Here is a 15723-nt window from a genome sequence, read left to right as displayed (position 1 = left end):
TGTTTGATACGCACACCTTTTTGGCTATTTAGCCGCTCCGGGGGATTTCATGTTTCGCGCGCCTTGCCACGCTTCGCACCTGTTTCTTCGACCCACGCTCCTGGCCACGTGCCTGGCCTTCAGCCTCAACGCCCAGGCCGAGTCGTTCACCCTGCACCTGCCGGCCCAGTCACTGGCCACGTCCCTGAGCCAGGTGGCACAGCAGGCGAAAATCCAGCTGCTGTTCGATGAAAGCCTGCTCAAAAACCTGAAAGCGCCGGCGCTCGACGGTGACTACACCGCGGAAGTAGCGATTCGCTCCCTGCTGAAAAACGGCGAGTTCACCCTGATCAAGGTCGGCAGCACCTACGTAGTGCGCCCCGATGAGGGCAAGGCCACCAGCAGCGCCGCGATCCAGCTGGACACGCTGAGCGTGATCGGCACCGGCAACGAAGTGAACGCCAGCACCGTCAGCCGCTCCACCCTGACCCAGGCCGATATCGACCGCTACCAGTCCAATAACATTCCCAGCCTGTTGCAGACCCTGCCCGGCGTCAGCCAGGGCGGCTCGCTCAAACCTGGCGGGCAGACCATCAACATCCGTGGTTTCGGCGATGCCGAAGACGTGCCGTTGACCGTGGACGGCGCCACCAAGACCGGCTTTGAGCGCTACCAGCAAGGCACAGTGTTTATCGAGCCCGAGCTGATCAAGCGCATCGAAGTGGAAAAAGGCCCCAACTCGCCGTTCACCGGCAATGGCGGCTTCGGCGGCACCGTCAACATGATCACCAAGGACGCCCCGGACCTGCTCCAGGATGGTCGCAACAGCGGCGCGATGCTCAAATACGGCTACTCCAGCAATGATCATGAACAGGTCTACAGCGGTGCCGTGTATGGCCGCACCGACGATGGCCGTTTCGACGCCCTGGCCTACCTGACCCAACGCGACGGCGGCGATATGAAGGTGGCCGCCAAGTTGCCCAACGACAACAACGAGTACCCGATCAACCCCCAGCGCTTGCCCAACAGCGCGCAGGATGTGGACGGCAAGTTGTTCAAGGTCAACGCGTACTTCACCGATGAGCAGAGTGTCGGCCTGTCGTACTCGCGTTCTCACAGCAACCGCTGGACACCGTTTTCCGCCGCGAGCTACCCGACGCCGCCCACCCAGTTCAACATCGACCGCTACGGCTACGAAGGGGCGTTGAAGCGCTTCCTCGCGCACCGCGATACGGTCGATACCACGTGGTCGGGCAAGTATCACTACCAGCCGCTGGATAACCCGCTGGTGGACCTCACCGTCAAATATTCCCAGTCCAATACCGAACAGACCGACGAGCGTGACGCCACCGCGTTTTTCCAACTGGCTACCGGCGGGCGCAAGATGGACACCGCCTACACCGACAAAAACCTCGACATCCGCAACGTCAGCTTGTTCGACACCGGGCCCTTGCAGCACGCGGTGACCGTCGGCGGGCAGATCCGCAAGCACATCCGCGAAACCGAAATGTGGATGCCCGGCACCACCTACAACACGCCGCGCTACAACTATGGGCACTTCCAGCCGGGCTTCATGCCCCAAGGCAAGGTCGATACCAACAGCTTCTTTATCCAGGACGCGGTCACCCTGGGCGATGTGACGATCACGCCGTCGCTGCGCTATGACCACGTGCGCAATCGCGGCGAGGGCAACGATGCGCCCTACTACAACAACCCCGATCCCAAAGTTGGCCACGATTACAGCGACCGCACCTACACCGGCTGGTCGCCACGCCTGGCGCTGTTCTGGACCGTGACGCCGAATGTGGGGTTGTTCGCCAACTGGAGCCAGACCTGGCGCGCCCCGGTGATCGACGAACAATATGAAGTACAGGGCCTGGGCAGCCGCACCGCGACCAGCGTGGACCTGGACCCGGAGCGCATCACCTCGATCACCCTGGGCAACATCACCAACTTCGACAACCTGTTGGCCCAGGACGACAACCTGCAACTGCGCACTACCCTGTTCCACAACAAGGTCGAAGACGAAATCTTCAAGGCCACCGGCGTGGGCTGCCAGAACCAGGCCATCAACGGCGGCAGCATCTCCTCAGCGTGCCCACCGGGGCCGATGTCCAACTATCGCAATATCGGTGGCATGACCATCAAGGGTGTCGAACTCGAATCGATCTATAACTCCACCTACCTGTTTGGTTCGGTATCGTTTGCCTATGCCAAGGGCCAGCACCAGGGCGCCTACACCAACCCGTGGGGCCCGGATGTGGCGGCACGGGATATCCCACCGACCAAATGGGTGCTGGTACTGGGCACCAACATCCCGGCCTGGGATGCCCAGGTGGGCTGGATGGGTCAATTCATCGGCGCTACCGACCGCTTGCCCAGCGACAAATACTCCGGTGGCCCGGGCTCCGGCGTGGGTGATTTGTTCTTCGACCAGTACGGCAACAAGCGTTACAACACCCAGGGCCTGTTCGCCAAATGGAAACCGCAGCAGGCTTACCTCAAAGGCACCGAGGTGAACTTCACGGTGGACAACCTGTTCAACGAAAACTTCCGCCCGGCGTTGAGCGGCGACCGCGCCTATACCAAGGGGCGCGATGCGAAGATCAGCGTGACGCGATTCTTCTGACCACACACGCATTCCAAATGTGGGAGCTGGCTTGCCTGCGATAGCCGTGGTACAGCCACCATCATCATCGCAGGCAAGCCAGCGCCCACAGGGAACGCGCTCACTTCAGGCCAGGTAGCCATCCCCGCGCAGCAGGGTTTCCAGGCAGTGCTCAGTGATGTGGTAGAACGCCTTGAGCTCCTGGATTTTCACCAGCAACTGCGCGTTGTCCAAAGGCTGCGCACGCTTGACCGCAAGAATCATCTTGTTCTTGTTGGTGTGCTCCAGCGAGATGAACTCGAACACCTTGGTCTCGTAGCCACAGGCTTCCAGGAACAACGCACGCAAGCTGTCGGTGACCATTTCTGCCTGCTGGCCCAGGTGCAGGCCGTATTGCAGCATCGGCTTGAGCAGCACCGGGCTCTGGATCTGCAGGCGGATCTGCTTGTGGCAGCATGGCGAGCACATGATGATCGACGCGCCGGAGCGGATGCCGGTATGGATCGCGTAATCGGTGGCGATGTCGCAGGCATGCAGAGCGATCATCACGTCCAGCTCGCTCGGCGCCACACTGCGTACGTCCCCGCACTTGAACACCAGCCCCGGGTGCTCCAGGCGTGCGGCAGCACTGTTGCACAGGGTGACCATGTCTTGGCGCAATTCAACACCGGTAACCTCGCCCTCGGCCTTGAGGGTATTGCGCAGGTAATCATGGATGGCGAAGGTCAGGTAGCCCTTGCCCGAGCCAAAATCGGCAACGCGCACCGGTTGGTCGAGTTTCAACGGCGACGACGTCAGCGCATGGCTGAACACTTCGATGAACTTGTTGATCTGCTTCCACTTGCGCGACATCGATGGAATCAACGCCTGCCTGGCATCGGTCACCCCCAGATCGGCGAGAAACGGCCGGCTCAGGTCGAGGTAGCGGTTCTTCTCACGGTTATGCTCGGCCGACGGTGCTTCGCGCAGTTGTTGCGGTTTGCTTTTGAACAGCGAGCTTTTGTTCTTCTTGCTGTATTCCAGCTGGGCTTCGTCAGTCAGCGACAGCAAGTGCGCGTTCTTGAATGACGCAGGTAACAGCTCGGCAATCGCCGCCACGCCGTCGGCCGAGGGGAAATTCTTGGTGATGTCGCGGGTCTTGTAGCGGTACACGAAGGACAGGCACGGCTGGTCTTTGACGGTGACCGGCTTGATGATCAGCCGTTGCAGCTCGGCTTCCTCACCGACGTACTTGGCCAGCACCAGCTTGATAAAGGCGTTTTGCGCAAGGCTTGCGCTCAGCAATTGGATGAACTGGGCGTGATGATCCGGCGCAGGGTTGGCGGGTTGAGCGGTGACGGACATGAACAAAAACGCCTCGGGCAAAGAATGCCGGGCATTTTAGGGGGGATAGGGGTTCAGGGCACGGGGTTATTTGACCAATGGTCAGTTCCAGCAGCCACAGTAGATCCAAATGTGGGAGGGGGCTTGCCCCCGATTGCAGTGGGTCAGCCAACAGATTCATTGACTGGTGCACCGCCATCGGGAGCAAGCCTCCTCCCACATTTGGAACTGAGTTGGCCGGGTTATTCGAGTACCACCAGGCGATTGGGCAGCTCATTGCGCGTTTGCGTCACCGGCACATGCACCTTGAGCAACTCGCCGCACGCCTCGATGCACGCAATAAACCCGGCCAGCGTCTGCCCCTGTTTCACCTGCTGGGTGAACGTCTTGACGATGGCGTCCCAACTGCTGTCATCCAGGCGTTTGGAAATGCCGTCATCGACGAGGATCTCCACGTAGCGTTCCGCCTCGCTGACAAATATCAGCACACCAGTGCTGCCCAGCGTGTGGTGCAGGTTCTGCTCCAGAAACTGCCGACGCGCCAGGTTAGAGGCGCGCCAGTGGCGTACGGAGCGGGGAATCAGGCGGGTGGTGACCTTGGGCAAGCGAAACACCAGGCACAACACAATAAACGTCGCCCATTGCGCCAACAGCAAGGTGTACATGGTCAGGTAGCCCGACAAATAATGCACCACGCCCGGCACCACCAACGCGATCAGGCTGGCCCACAGCAACGGGATGTAGGCGTAGTCGTCGGCACGCGCCGCCAGCACGGTCACCAGCTCTGCGTCGGTGTTTTTTTCGACCCGGGCAATTGCTTCGGCGACTTGGCGCTGCTCATGTTCAGTCAGTAATGCCATGGTTGTAGATGCTCTTTTCTCGTTATTGTCATTACCAGCCGCCCGAAGCCCCGCCACCGCCGAAGCCACCACCGCCGCCACGGAAACCACCGCCACCGCCGCCCCCACCACCACCGCGGCCGCTGCTGCTAAGAATGGCCAGCAGGATAGCGCCTACCGGCAAGCCCATGCGATTGCACAGCCACAACACGCCGATCAGCAGGATAAACAGGCCGATGGAAAACCCGGGATTATCCTTGGCGAAATTCGCATCCGCCACATGGGCGGGCACCGCCAGGGGTTCACCGCCCACCACTTGGATCATCGCCGCCACGCCGTCGCTGATGCCCTGGCTGAAATTGCCGGTCTTGAACTTGGGCAGGATCACCTGGTTGATGATCACCCAGGACTGCGCATCCGTCAGCACGCCTTCCAGGCCGTAACCGACTTCGATGCGCAATTGGCGCTCATCACGGGCAACGATCAACAGCGCGCCGTTGTCCTTGCCCTTCTGGCCGATGCCCCATGCGCGCCCCAATTGATAACCGTAGTCTTCAATCGGAACGCCCTGCAGGTCGGGCACGGTGACCACCACAAGCTGGTCACCGGAGGTCTGCTCCAGCGCCTGCAGCTGTTGAGTGAGCTGCTGGCGCGTTGCCGGGTCGATCATCTGGGCGTTGTCCACCACCCGCCCGGTCAGTGCCGGGAAGGTCAGGGCCGCCTGGGCCATGCCCATGCAGGCCAGTAGCCAGAATGCCAGGCCTATCCGTAATAAACGCATCGACACCTCAAGGCAGCGTTATTTGAATTTCACCTGCGGCGCCTTGTCGGCATCGGCGCTGGTGGCTTCAAACGTGGCGCGGATCGGCAAGTCGCTGTACATCACGCTATGCCACAGACGGCCCGGGAAAGTACGGATTTCGGTGTTGTACGCCTGCACGGTCTGGATGAAATCACGACGGGCCACGGCGATACGGTTCTCGGTGCCTTCAAGCTGGGATTGCAAGGCCAGGAAGTTCTGGTTGGCCTTGAGGTCCGGGTAACGCTCGGACACCACCATCAAACGGCTGAGTGCGCCGCTCAAGCCATCCTGGGCTTGCTGGAACTGCTTGAGTTTTTCCGGGTTGTCGAGGGTGCTGGCGTCCACCTGGATCGAGGTGGCCTTGGCCCGCGCTTCGATCACGGCGGTGAGGGTCTCCTGTTCGTGGGCGGCATAGGCCTTCACCGTTTCCACCAGGTTGGGGATCAGGTCGGCGCGGCGTTGATACTGGTTCTGCACCTGGCCCCAGGCCGCCTTGGCCTGTTCGTCCAGGGTCGGGATGTTATTGATGCCGCAACCGCTCAGTACGGTGCTGATCAATAGCAAAGCCGCGGCCTTGAAGCCCCAACGGTAAGTCTGTGCTGCTTGCATGGTGTTTCTCCTGCCCAATCTTGATGGAATTTGACGACTAACCCTATAAACCACGCGCTTGGGGCATAATCCGCCACCACTGGAATGCATCGAGCCAATCAGCTACAAAGATGCCCAGCGCGAAAAAGAGTTCAGAGTGTGCTGCATTTATCTGAACAACACCCGAACAACAATAGACGTTCCCCACATTTTGGCCGACAGCATGCGTTTAATGCTGCGCAGTAGCCGAAAAAGGATATTCATGAAAAAGCTGTGTTTGCTCGGCCTTGTTGCCACGCTGGCCACCCACCCCGTCTGGGCAGAAACAAAGCCTGCTGCGCTTAAAGACAAGGACGCCTTCGTCAGCGACCTGCTCAAGCAAATGACCCTGGACGAAAAGATCGGCCAATTGCGCCTGATCAGCATCGGCCCGGAAATGCCCCGCGAGATGATCCGCAAGGAAATCGCCGCTGGCCGCATCGGTGGCACCTTCAACTCCATCACCCGCCCGGAAAACCGTCCGATGCAGGACGCGGCCATGCGCAGTCGCTTGAAGATCCCGATGTTCTTCGCCTATGACGTGATCCACGGCCACCGCACCATTTTCCCGATCAGCCTGGCCCTGGCCTCCAGCTGGGACATGGACGCCATCGGCCGCTCCGGGCGCATCGCCGCCCAGGAAGCCGCTGCCGACAGCCTCGACATCACGTTTGCGCCGATGGTCGATATCTCCCGCGACCCGCGCTGGGGCCGTACCTCCGAAGGTTTCGGCGAAGACACCTACCTGGTCTCGCGGATTGCCGAAGTCATGGTCAAGGCGTTCCAGGGCACCAGCCCGGCGAATGCCGACAGCCTGATGGCCAGCGTCAAGCACTTCGCCCTGTATGGCGCGGTGGAAGGCGGGCGCGACTACAACGTGGTCGACATGAGCCCGGTCAAGATGTACCAGGACTACCTGCCGCCCTACCACGCGGCGATCAAGGCCGGTTCCGGCGGCGTGATGGTCGCGTTGAACTCGATCAACGGCGTGCCCGCCACCGCCAACACCTGGCTGATGAACGACCTGCTGCGCAAGGACTGGGGCTTCAAGGGCCTGACCGTCAGCGACCACGGCGCGATCTTCGAGCTGATCAAGCACGGCGTGGCCAAGGACGGGCGCGAAGCCGCCAAGCTGGCGATCAAGGCCGGCATCGACATGAGCATGAACGACTCGCTGTACGGCAAGGAATTGCCCGGCCTGCTCAAGTCCGGCGAAATCGAACAGAGCGACATCGACAATGCCGTGCGCGAAGTGCTCGGCGCCAAGTACGACATGGGCCTGTTCAAGGACCCGTACCTGCGCATCGGCAAGGCCGAGGATGACCCGGTCGACACCTACGCCGACAGCCGCCTGCACCGCGCCGAGGCCCGCGACATTGCGCGCCGTAGCCTGGTGTTGCTGAAAAACCACAACGACACCCTGCCGCTGAAAAAATCCGCGACCATCGCCCTGGTCGGCCCGCTGGCCAAGGCGCCGATCGACATGATGGGCAGTTGGGCGGCTGCCGGCCGACCTGCGCAATCAGTGACCCTGCTCGACGGCATGAACGCCGTGATCGGCGAAAAGGGCAAAGTGATCTATGCCCGCGGTGCCAACATCACCGGCGACAAGGCGGTGCTCGACTACCTCAACTTCCTCAACTTCGATGCTCCGGAAGTGGTGGATGACCCACGCCCTGCCCAAGTATTGATCGACGAAGCGGTGAAAGCGGCGAAGAACGCCGACGTCATCGTCGCGGCCGTGGGCGAATCCCGTGGCATGTCCCACGAGTCGTCGAGCCGTACCGACCTGAACATCCCGCAAAGCCAGCGCGACCTGATCAAGGCCCTCAAGGCGACCGGCAAGCCGTTGGTGCTGGTGCTGATGAACGGCCGCCCGCTGTCGATTCTCGAAGAGAACCAACAGGCTGACGCGATCCTGGAAACCTGGTTCGCAGGTACCGAAGGCGGCAACGCCATCGCCGACGTGCTGTTCGGGGACTACAACCCGTCGGGCAAGCTGCCGATCACCTTCCCGCGTTCGGTAGGGCAGATTCCCACCTACTACAACCACCTGACCATTGGCCGGCCGTTCACCCCAGGCAAGCCTGGCAACTACACCTCGCAGTACTTCGATGACACCACAGGTCCCCTGTTTCCATTTGGCTATGGCCTGAGCTACACCACGTTCAGCCTGGCGGACATGGCGCTGTCGTCCACCACCCTGAACAAGACCGGCAAGCTCGACGCCAGCGTCACCGTGAAGAACACCGGCAAGGTCGATGGTGAAACCGTGGTGCAGTTGTATATCCAGGATGTGGCCGGCTCGATGATCCGCCCGATCAAGGAGCTGAAGAACTTCCAGAAGGTCATGCTCAAGGCCGGCGAAGCGCGCACGCTGCACTTCACCATCACCGAGGACGACTTGAAGTTCTACAACGCCCAACTCAAGTTCGCGGCGGAACCGGGTGAGTTCAATGTGCAGATCGGGCTGGATTCCCAGGATGTGCAGCAGCAGACCTTTGAACTGCTCTAACGCCTGACGCGGTCAAAAATGTGGGAGGGGGCTTGCTCCCGATAGCAGTGGGTCAGTCAATGAATCTGTTAACTGAAACACCGCCATCGGGAGCAAGCCCCCTCCCACATTTGACCTCATTGTTCTTGTTAGCCGCGCCGGTCGAGCAGATTGACAACCAACCGATCAATCCACCCCCACACCCGCTGCTTCACCCGCTTCCACAACGGCCGCGCCTTCCAGGCCTCCAGGCTCACCACCTGGCTTTGGGCAAAATCCGCTTCGAAACTGCCCACCACCGCCGCCGTCAATCCCGGGTCCAACGCTTCGAGGTTGGCTTCCAGGTTGAAGCGCAAATTCCAGTGGTCGAAATTGCACGAGCCAATGCTGACCCAATCGTCCACCAGCACCATCTTCAGGTGCAAAAAGCACGGCTGGTATTCAAAGATCTGCACGCCTGCACGCAGCAGACGCGGGTAATAACGATGGCCGGCGTAGCGTACTGACGGGTGATCGGTACGGGGCCCGGTGAGCAGCAAACGCACATCCACCCCGCGCCCTGCCGCCCGGCGCAAGGCACGACGCACGCTCCAGGTCGGCAGAAAATAGGGAGTCGCCAGCCAGATACGCCCTTTGCTGCTGTTCAAGGCGCGGATCAACGACTGCAGGATATCGCGGTGCTGACGAGCGTCGGCGTACGCCACGCGACCAAGCCCGGGGCCCGTCGCTGGCACTTTCGGCAAGCGCGGCAAACCGAAATGGGTCGCCGGTTTCCATTCACGGCGCGCGGCGTTAGCGTGCCATTGCCGGTCGAACAGGGCCTGCCAGTCCAGTACCAGCGGGCCGCTGATCTGCACCATCACTTCATGCCAATCGGCGCTGTCTTGCCCCGGCGTCCAGAACTCATCGGTGACGCCCGTACCACCGACCACGGCAACGCGCTGGTCGATCAGCAGCAGCTTGCGGTGGTCGCGATACAGGTTGCGCATCCAGCGCCGCCAATTCAGGCGGTTGTAAAAACGCAGCTCCACGCCGGCGTCGGTCAAGCGCTTGCGCAGCCCAAGGGTAAACGCCAGGCTGCCGTAGTCATCGAACAAGCAGCGCACCTGCACCCCACGTTCAGCGGCCAGCACCAGCGCCTGCACCATCGCGTCGGCACAGGCGCCGGCTTCGACCAGATACAGCTCAAGATCCACCTGCTGCTCGGCCCGGGCGATGCCCACCAGCATCTGCGGGAAGAAACTCGGCCCGTCGATCAGCAGTTCGAATTGATTGGCGCTGCGCCACGGGAACACTGCGCCACTCATGTCAGCGCGCCGTGAAGATCAGTACCGCACCCACCGGCACCGACAAACTGATCGACTTGAGCCCCGCCGCCTTGCGCAACGCCGCCACACCCGGCGCCAGATCGAAGTCCTCGGCGTGCAACACCACAGGCTCCAGGGTCACCACCTGGAAACGTCGCTCATCCAGGCGCGTGGCAAGCAATTCGGCGCTGTAGGTCTGGGTCTTGCCGTGCAGGGTGACGCTCAGCGGCAGGCGCAACTCCAGTTGCGCGCCGGATGCCAGGTCGTTGATCGGTTGCAGATTGATCTGTGCGCTGATCAATGCGTCGGGAAAGGCCTTGATCTGGAACAGCTCTTTGCGCATGCGCTCATCGCGCAGCGGGATGCCGCTGTTGATCGACTCCATCTCCACTTGCAACTGCGCCGCGCCTTTGGCATCGACTTTGCCGTGCAGCACCAGGAAGCGGTGGACTTCAGCAACCTCTGTGTTTTTGGTGGTGACGAAAGACAGGCGCGAGGATTCGTTATCCAGGTACCAATCGGCGTGGGCAGGCACGGTGGCGCAGGTCAGCAGGGCGAAGACCAGAGGTTTGACATTGAACATAAAGACTCATGGGGCAAAAAACCTGGGCGAACATTAAGCGCAATCTCACGAACGGCGCAAATCCATTGTGGGAGCTGGCTTGCCTGCGATGGCGGTGTGCCAGGCGAGAAATGGTTGACTGATACATCGCCATCGCAGGCAAGCCAGCTCCCACAGGGTTTTGCGGTGTTTTTAATCCAGCGTTCGCTGAACTTCGCACACCACCTGTTCAAGGCTGGCCATATGCAGGTTCAACACCCGATCCACCGGCGCCTGATGCATGGGCCAATGCAACGCCATGCTCCCCACCAACCGGCCATTGGCGTGCACCGGCAACGCCACCGCCCGAATCAGGAAGGGCAAACGCACCGGGTATTCCCAATAGCCCTCGGTACGCTGGCCGAACCCCTGGTGCTGGGTTTGCTCGCAAGCATGGCTTTGCTCATCGGCGTCCACACGATCGCGACACGCCAGCCGCTGCACTTCATCAAGGGGCAACTGCGTCAGGCATGCCTTGCCCATCGCCGAGTGAAACAGGCTGGCGTACTGACCGACGATCTGGCAGTTGTTCGGGTAGAGCTTGCGCAACACGCTGGGAATCGCGCTTTCCATGACTTCCAGGCGCTCGCCGTCGAAACACGACAAGTCCACCACCAACCCCGTGCGCTCGCTGAGCTCCAATAACCAGGGCGCCGCGCTTTCCACCACCTGGCGCTTGAAGCGTTGCTGGGTATCACCGAACAAACGCCGAGCGCGCAGGCGGTAACGCCGATCGCTCAGGCCGCGGTAGACCCAGCCCTGATCCTGCAAGGTCAGTAACATGCGCGACACCGTGGCCTTGGGCAGCCGCGTAAGGTAGTGCAGTTCTTCCAGCCCAAGGGCCTGGTGCTCGCCCAGCAACTCGACGATTGCCAGTGCGCGCTCAACCGAGCGTACCGTGCCTGTCTCCATGTTCGATCTCCCTGTTGCTGGTGGATGATCTGTTTTACACAGCAAGATACAGGCCCGGTCGCAGGTCAGGTGGTGGTGGCAATGCACGCCGGCGGCCGGCGTTGCACCCATTGAGTCAGCTGTTCATGGGCAAATGCCAGTTGCAACACGGCTCGGTCGGCCTGGGCCGGGCCGATGACTTGCAGGCCCATGGGCAGCCCTTGGGGGTTGAAGCCCACCGGGATGCTCATGCTCGGCAAACCGGCGAGTGTCGGGCCGATCACCACTTCCATCCAGCGGTGATAGGTGTCCATTTCGCGCCCGCCAACGAGGCGTGGCCAAGGCTGTTGTGCATCGAAAGGGAACACTTGGGCGGTGGGCAACAGCAGAAAATCGTAACGCTCAAACAACTTGGCCAGGGCCCGATACCACTCGCTGCGATCCACCGACGCCTGGTACACCTGCTGGGCACTCAGGCCCTGGCCGCCCTCCACTTCCCATTGCGCTTCGGGCTTGAGCAATGCGCGTTTTCGCGGGTTGGCGTAGGCCGCGCCGAGGTTGCCGTGCACCAGCCAATGGCGGTGTACCAGCCAGCAACGCCACAGGCGCGCCAGGGAAAAGTCCGGCTGGCAGCTTTGCACCTCGCAGCCCAGCGTGGCGAAATCATCGAGTGCCGCCTCGCACAGGCTCAGCACGCCGTCTTGCATCGGCAGATAACCGTTGTAGTCACCCAGCCAACCCAGGCGCGTGCCTTTGAAGTCGCGCTGTAACGACTGGCCCAGCATCGCGGGATCGTCCTGGGATGACAAGGGCACACGGGGGTCGTAACCGGCCTGGATGCTCAGCAGCCGCGCTACATCCGTGACACTGCGCCCCATCGGGCCTTCGGTGCCCAGTTGCTGCACAAACAGCTCCGGCATCGGCCCGTGGGGCACGCGGCCCTGGGACGGGCGCAAGCCGAACACGTTATTGAACGCCGCCGGGTTGCGCAGCGAGCCCATCATGTCGCTGCCATCGGCCACCGGCAACATCCGCAACGCGAGGGCCACCGCTGCCCCGCCGCTGCTGCCGCCGGCCGTCAGGCGTGGGTCATAGGCATTGCCGGTGGTGCCGAACAGCGTGTTGTAGGTGTGGGACCCCAGGCCAAACTCCGGCACGTTGGTCTTGCCGATGATGATCGCGCCACTGGCGCGCACCCGCGCCACGCTGATGGCGTCTTCGCTGGGCACGTGCTCGGCAAACAACGGTGAGCCCAAGGTGGTACGCAAACCTTGGGTCGCCGCCAGATCTTTGATGGCCTGGGGCATGCCATGCATCCAACCGCGGGATTGACCCTGGTACAGCTCACGGTCGCAGGCCCTAGCCTCGGCCAGCACAACCTCGCTGTCGCGCAACGACACCAGCGCATTCACACGGGGGTTGAAACGCTGGATCTGCGCCAGGTACGCCTGCATCACCTCTTCGCACGACACCTGCCGCCCATGGATCGCCTGCGACAGTTGCGTGGCATCCCAATCGACAATACTCAAGGCTTCACCTCTCTGGAAAACGGCAGCGGCTTGCTCGCCCGCGGAGCCTCGCGCATGCAATAAGTGCCGAGCAGCGTCAGCACGCACGCGAACAATACATAGAACGACGGCGCCACCGGCGTGCCCAGCACCTTGCTCAGCCAAGTGACGATCAACGGCGCAAAACCGCCGAACACCATCACCGCCACGTTATAGGCCACCGACACGCCGGTCGAGCGCACCTCGATGGGAAACTGTTCAGCCAACGCCGTCGGCGCCGGGCCGAAGAACCCGCCAATGGCCGTGCACAGCATTACCTGCATCACCAGCAAGCGCTCGATGGACGGCGCGGCAGCCACCCATACATACAACGGGTAGACCATCACGAAGAACGCCAGGGTGAAGGCCATCAACACCGGTCGCCGCCCCAAACGATCCGAGAGCAGGCCGGACAACGGAATCACCACGGTCATCAGCGCCACCGCAAACATCTGCACCATCAGCACCTGGTCCAACGGCAGGCCGAGATTCTTGTGGGCGAAGGTCGGCATGTTCACCAACACCACATAGAACGACACCGTCGCCCCGCACGCCAGGCCCATGGACACCAGGATGCTGCGCCGATGCTCACGCAGCACCTGCATCAGGCTCGGTGCCGGGCCGGTGGCGTTTTTACGCGCCTGGATAAACTCTTCCGGGTCCTCCATGTGCCGCCGGATCCACAACCCCACCGGGCCGATCAGCAAGCCCAGCACAAACGGCAGGCGCCAGCCCCACAGGTCGAGGGTTTCGGGGGAGAAGAAGTGCGTGACCAGCGCCACCATCGCCGCACCACCAAACACCGCCAGGCACTGCCCCACCAATTGCCAGGAACCATACAACCCCTTGCGATGGGCCGGTGCGCTCTCCACCAGAAACGCCGTGGCGCTGGCATATTCACCGCCCGTGGCAAACCCCTGAAGCATCCGCGCCACCACAATCAGCAACGGCGCGCCCATACCGATGGCGGCGTAGTTGGGGGCGAAGGCGATCAGCGCGATAGACACGGTCATCAGCCGAATAATCAATTGCATCGCGGCTTTGCGGCCTTTGCGGTCGGCGTAGATACCCAACAGGATCCCGCCCACCGGCCGCATGAAAAAGCCCACGCCAAAGGTGGCCAGGGCCATCAGCAGCGAAGCGTATTCATCCTCCGACGGGAAAAACTGCCGGGCGATAATGCTGGCCAGAAAGCCGTAGACGATAAAGTCATACCACTCCAGCGCGTTGCCGATCACGGCGGCCACCACTTGGCGGGTGCGCGAGACGCCTGGTTTTAAAGTCTGCATGAGGAGCACTCCATTCAACCGATAAGGGAAAGGGTCCAGCGGCAGAAAAAAGTGCAGTCGTCAGGCAGGCTTGAGCCAGCTCTCGGCCAACGCGCCCCAATAGGCGGCGCCGGTCAGCAGGATGTCGTCGTTGAAGTCATAGGCGGGGTTATGCACCATCGGCCGCGACACGCCGTTGCCGATAAACAGGTAACTGCCGGGGCAGCGTTGCAGCATCCAGGCGAAGTCTTCACTGCCCATCAGCGTGCGAGTGTTGCCGTCCACCGCATCGGCGCCGAGCAAGGCCACACCGACCTGGCGAGCGAATTCGGTTTCTTCGCCATGGTTGACCAGCACCGGGTAGGCCGGACGGTGCTCGATCTGCACGGTGCAGCCGAAGCTGGCGGCCTGGGTGTTGATGATCGCGTTGACCCGCTCCAGCATCTGTTCGCGCACCTTGGGGTTGAGTGCACGCAGGCTCAGGCGCAGCAAGGCTTGCTGGGGAATCACGTTGGCGGCCTGGCCGGCTTGCAGCGCACCGACCGTAACCACGGCGGCTTCCTGGGTATCGATATTGCGCGCTACTACCGTCTGCAAGGCCATGACCATACTCGCCGCCGCCACCAGCGGATCCACCGTCAGATGCGGCATGGAACCGTGGCCGCCGACACCTTCCAACGTCACCGTGAGCAAGTCTTGCGAGGCCATCATCGGCCCGACTCGCAAGCCCAGATGCCCAGCCGGCAAGCCCGGCATATTGTGCATGCCGAACAGGCCGTCACACGGGAAGCGCTCCAGCAAACCATCCGCCAACATCGCCTCGGCACCGCCCTGGCCTTCTTCGGCGGGTTGAAAAATCAGATTCAGGGTGCCGTCGAATTGCCGGGTCGCCGCCAGGTAGCGGGCAGCGCCGAGCAGCATGGTGGTGTGGCCGTCATGCCCGCAGGCGTGCATGCAACCGGCGTGCTGGCTGGTGTAGGCCGCACCGGTGTTTTCGATGATGGGCAAGGCGTCCATATCGGCACGAATACCCAGCGTGCGCGAACTGCTGCCATTGCGCAGCACCCCGACCACACCGGTCTTGCCGATGCCGGTATGCACCTCATACCCCCAATCCCGCAGGAACTGCGCGACCAGCGCTGAGGTGCGGTTCTCTTCAAAGCCGAGTTCGGGATGGGCGTGGATATCGTGGCGCACAGCGTGCAAGTCGCTGGCGACATCGCTGAGCCAATCCAGAATGTGCTGGTGTGGGCGCATGGTGATTCTCCTCACAGGCGGGTGGTCCCGTTCTTGTTGGCGACACATCGACAGCTAAGCGCGATGTGGGCGTGAGGACAATCAAAGGTGGTTCCACCCTGTGGAACCTCAGGGCCGGTTCTTTTTCCGAGAACCCACGCAGATAATCTAAATGTGGGAGCTGGCTTGCCTGCGATGACG

General features: G+C 61.7%; 12 protein-coding genes. 2 read left to right on the top strand and 10 right to left on the bottom strand.

Translation table 11 applies throughout. The features are described 5' to 3' along the window. Positions 1-49: 49 nt before the first annotated feature. Positions 50-2608, top strand: a complete 2559-nt coding sequence (locus FW800_RS00960; protein WP_446436782.1) for a TonB-dependent hemoglobin/transferrin/lactoferrin family receptor — start codon at positions 50-52, stop codon at positions 2606-2608. Positions 2609-2713: 105 nt separating this feature from the next. On the opposite strand, the gene FW800_RS00955 is transcribed toward FW800_RS00960, so the two are convergent. The 4 genes from FW800_RS00955 to FW800_RS00940 form a co-directional block, all read right to left on the bottom strand. Further along, positions 2714-3931, bottom strand: a complete 1218-nt coding sequence (locus FW800_RS00955; protein WP_446436781.1) for a class I SAM-dependent methyltransferase — start codon at positions 3929-3931, stop codon at positions 2714-2716. A 221-nt stretch (positions 3932-4152) separates the two neighbouring features. Then, on the bottom strand, positions 4153-4770 hold the full coding sequence (locus FW800_RS00950; protein ID WP_005785935.1) for a TPM domain-containing protein: 618 nt from the start codon (positions 4768-4770) through the stop codon (positions 4153-4155). Between the two features lie 31 nt (positions 4771-4801). Beyond that, the gene (locus FW800_RS00945; protein WP_032877302.1) at positions 4802-5530 is read right to left on the bottom strand and encodes a TPM domain-containing protein; all 729 of its coding nucleotides are present in this window, start codon (positions 5528-5530) and stop codon (positions 4802-4804) included. An 18-nt stretch (positions 5531-5548) separates the two neighbouring features. Further along, positions 5549-6160: a LemA family protein gene (locus FW800_RS00940; RefSeq protein WP_032877303.1), complete on the bottom strand. Its 612-nt coding sequence runs from the start codon at positions 6158-6160 to the stop codon at positions 5549-5551. A 241-nt stretch (positions 6161-6401) separates the two neighbouring features. On the opposite strand from FW800_RS00940, the gene bglX reads away from it, so the two are divergent. After that, positions 6402-8693, top strand: a complete 2292-nt coding sequence (gene bglX, locus FW800_RS00935) for a beta-glucosidase BglX (RefSeq protein ID WP_446436780.1) — start codon at positions 6402-6404, stop codon at positions 8691-8693. Between the two features lie 128 nt (positions 8694-8821). Here the strand turns inward: bglX and FW800_RS00930 are convergent, their stop codons facing one another. From FW800_RS00930 to FW800_RS00905, 6 genes are all read right to left on the bottom strand, one after another. Then, positions 8822-9979 carry a phospholipase D-like domain-containing protein gene (locus tag FW800_RS00930; protein WP_005785930.1) on the bottom strand — a complete coding sequence of 386 codons (1158 nt, stop codon included), beginning with the start codon at positions 9977-9979 and terminating at the stop codon, positions 8822-8824. A 1-nt stretch (position 9980) separates the two neighbouring features. Then, positions 9981-10562, bottom strand: coding sequence for a YceI family protein (locus FW800_RS00925; RefSeq protein WP_032877305.1), 582 nt, complete (start codon positions 10560-10562; stop codon positions 9981-9983). A 171-nt stretch (positions 10563-10733) separates the two neighbouring features. Further along, positions 10734-11492, bottom strand: a complete 759-nt coding sequence (locus FW800_RS00920) for a helix-turn-helix domain-containing protein (RefSeq protein ID WP_446436779.1) — start codon at positions 11490-11492, stop codon at positions 10734-10736. Between the two features lie 65 nt (positions 11493-11557). Further along, a complete protein-coding gene (locus FW800_RS00915; protein ID WP_032877306.1) occupies positions 11558-13000 on the bottom strand; it encodes an amidase in 1443 nt (480 codons plus the stop codon). After that, positions 12997-14307, bottom strand: a complete 1311-nt coding sequence (locus FW800_RS00910) for a citrate-proton symporter (RefSeq protein WP_032877307.1) — start codon at positions 14305-14307, stop codon at positions 12997-12999. Before FW800_RS00910 ends, FW800_RS00915 begins: the two co-directional genes overlap by 4 nt. A gap of 60 nt (positions 14308-14367) precedes the next feature. Next, positions 14368-15543 carry a M20 aminoacylase family protein gene (locus FW800_RS00905; protein ID WP_446436778.1) on the bottom strand — a complete coding sequence of 392 codons (1176 nt, stop codon included), beginning with the start codon at positions 15541-15543 and terminating at the stop codon, positions 14368-14370. Between the last annotated feature and the right edge of the window lie 180 nt (positions 15544-15723).

The sequence above is a fragment of the Pseudomonas sp. 910_23 genome (assembly GCF_052850795.1).
Note: the sequence above shows the minus strand (reverse complement) of the source record. Positions and strands in the feature narration are given on the sequence as shown.

Bases quoted from the DNA above. Each gene is read 5' to 3' on its own strand.
- FW800_RS00960 (WP_446436782.1), top strand. From the start codon at position 50: ATGTTTCGCGCGCCTTGCCACGCTTCGCACCTGTTTCTTCGACCCACG.
- FW800_RS00955 (WP_446436781.1), bottom strand. From the start codon at position 3,931: ATGTCCGTCACCGCTCAACCCGCCAACCCTGCGCCGGATCATCACGCC.
- FW800_RS00950 (WP_005785935.1), bottom strand. From the start codon at position 4,770: ATGGCATTACTGACTGAACATGAGCAGCGCCAAGTCGCCGAAGCAATT.
- FW800_RS00945 (WP_032877302.1), bottom strand. From the start codon at position 5,530: ATGCGTTTATTACGGATAGGCCTGGCATTCTGGCTACTGGCCTGCATG.
- FW800_RS00940 (WP_032877303.1), bottom strand. From the start codon at position 6,160: ATGCAAGCAGCACAGACTTACCGTTGGGGCTTCAAGGCCGCGGCTTTG.
- bglX (WP_446436780.1), top strand. From the start codon at position 6,402: ATGAAAAAGCTGTGTTTGCTCGGCCTTGTTGCCACGCTGGCCACCCAC.
- FW800_RS00930 (WP_005785930.1), bottom strand. From the start codon at position 9,979: ATGAGTGGCGCAGTGTTCCCGTGGCGCAGCGCCAATCAATTCGAACTG.
- FW800_RS00925 (WP_032877305.1), bottom strand. From the start codon at position 10,562: ATGTTCAATGTCAAACCTCTGGTCTTCGCCCTGCTGACCTGCGCCACC.
- FW800_RS00920 (WP_446436779.1), bottom strand. From the start codon at position 11,492: ATGGAGACAGGCACGGTACGCTCGGTTGAGCGCGCACTGGCAATCGTC.
- FW800_RS00910 (WP_032877307.1), bottom strand. From the start codon at position 14,307: ATGCAGACTTTAAAACCAGGCGTCTCGCGCACCCGCCAAGTGGTGGCC.
- FW800_RS00905 (WP_446436778.1), bottom strand. From the start codon at position 15,543: ATGCGCCCACACCAGCACATTCTGGATTGGCTCAGCGATGTCGCCAGC.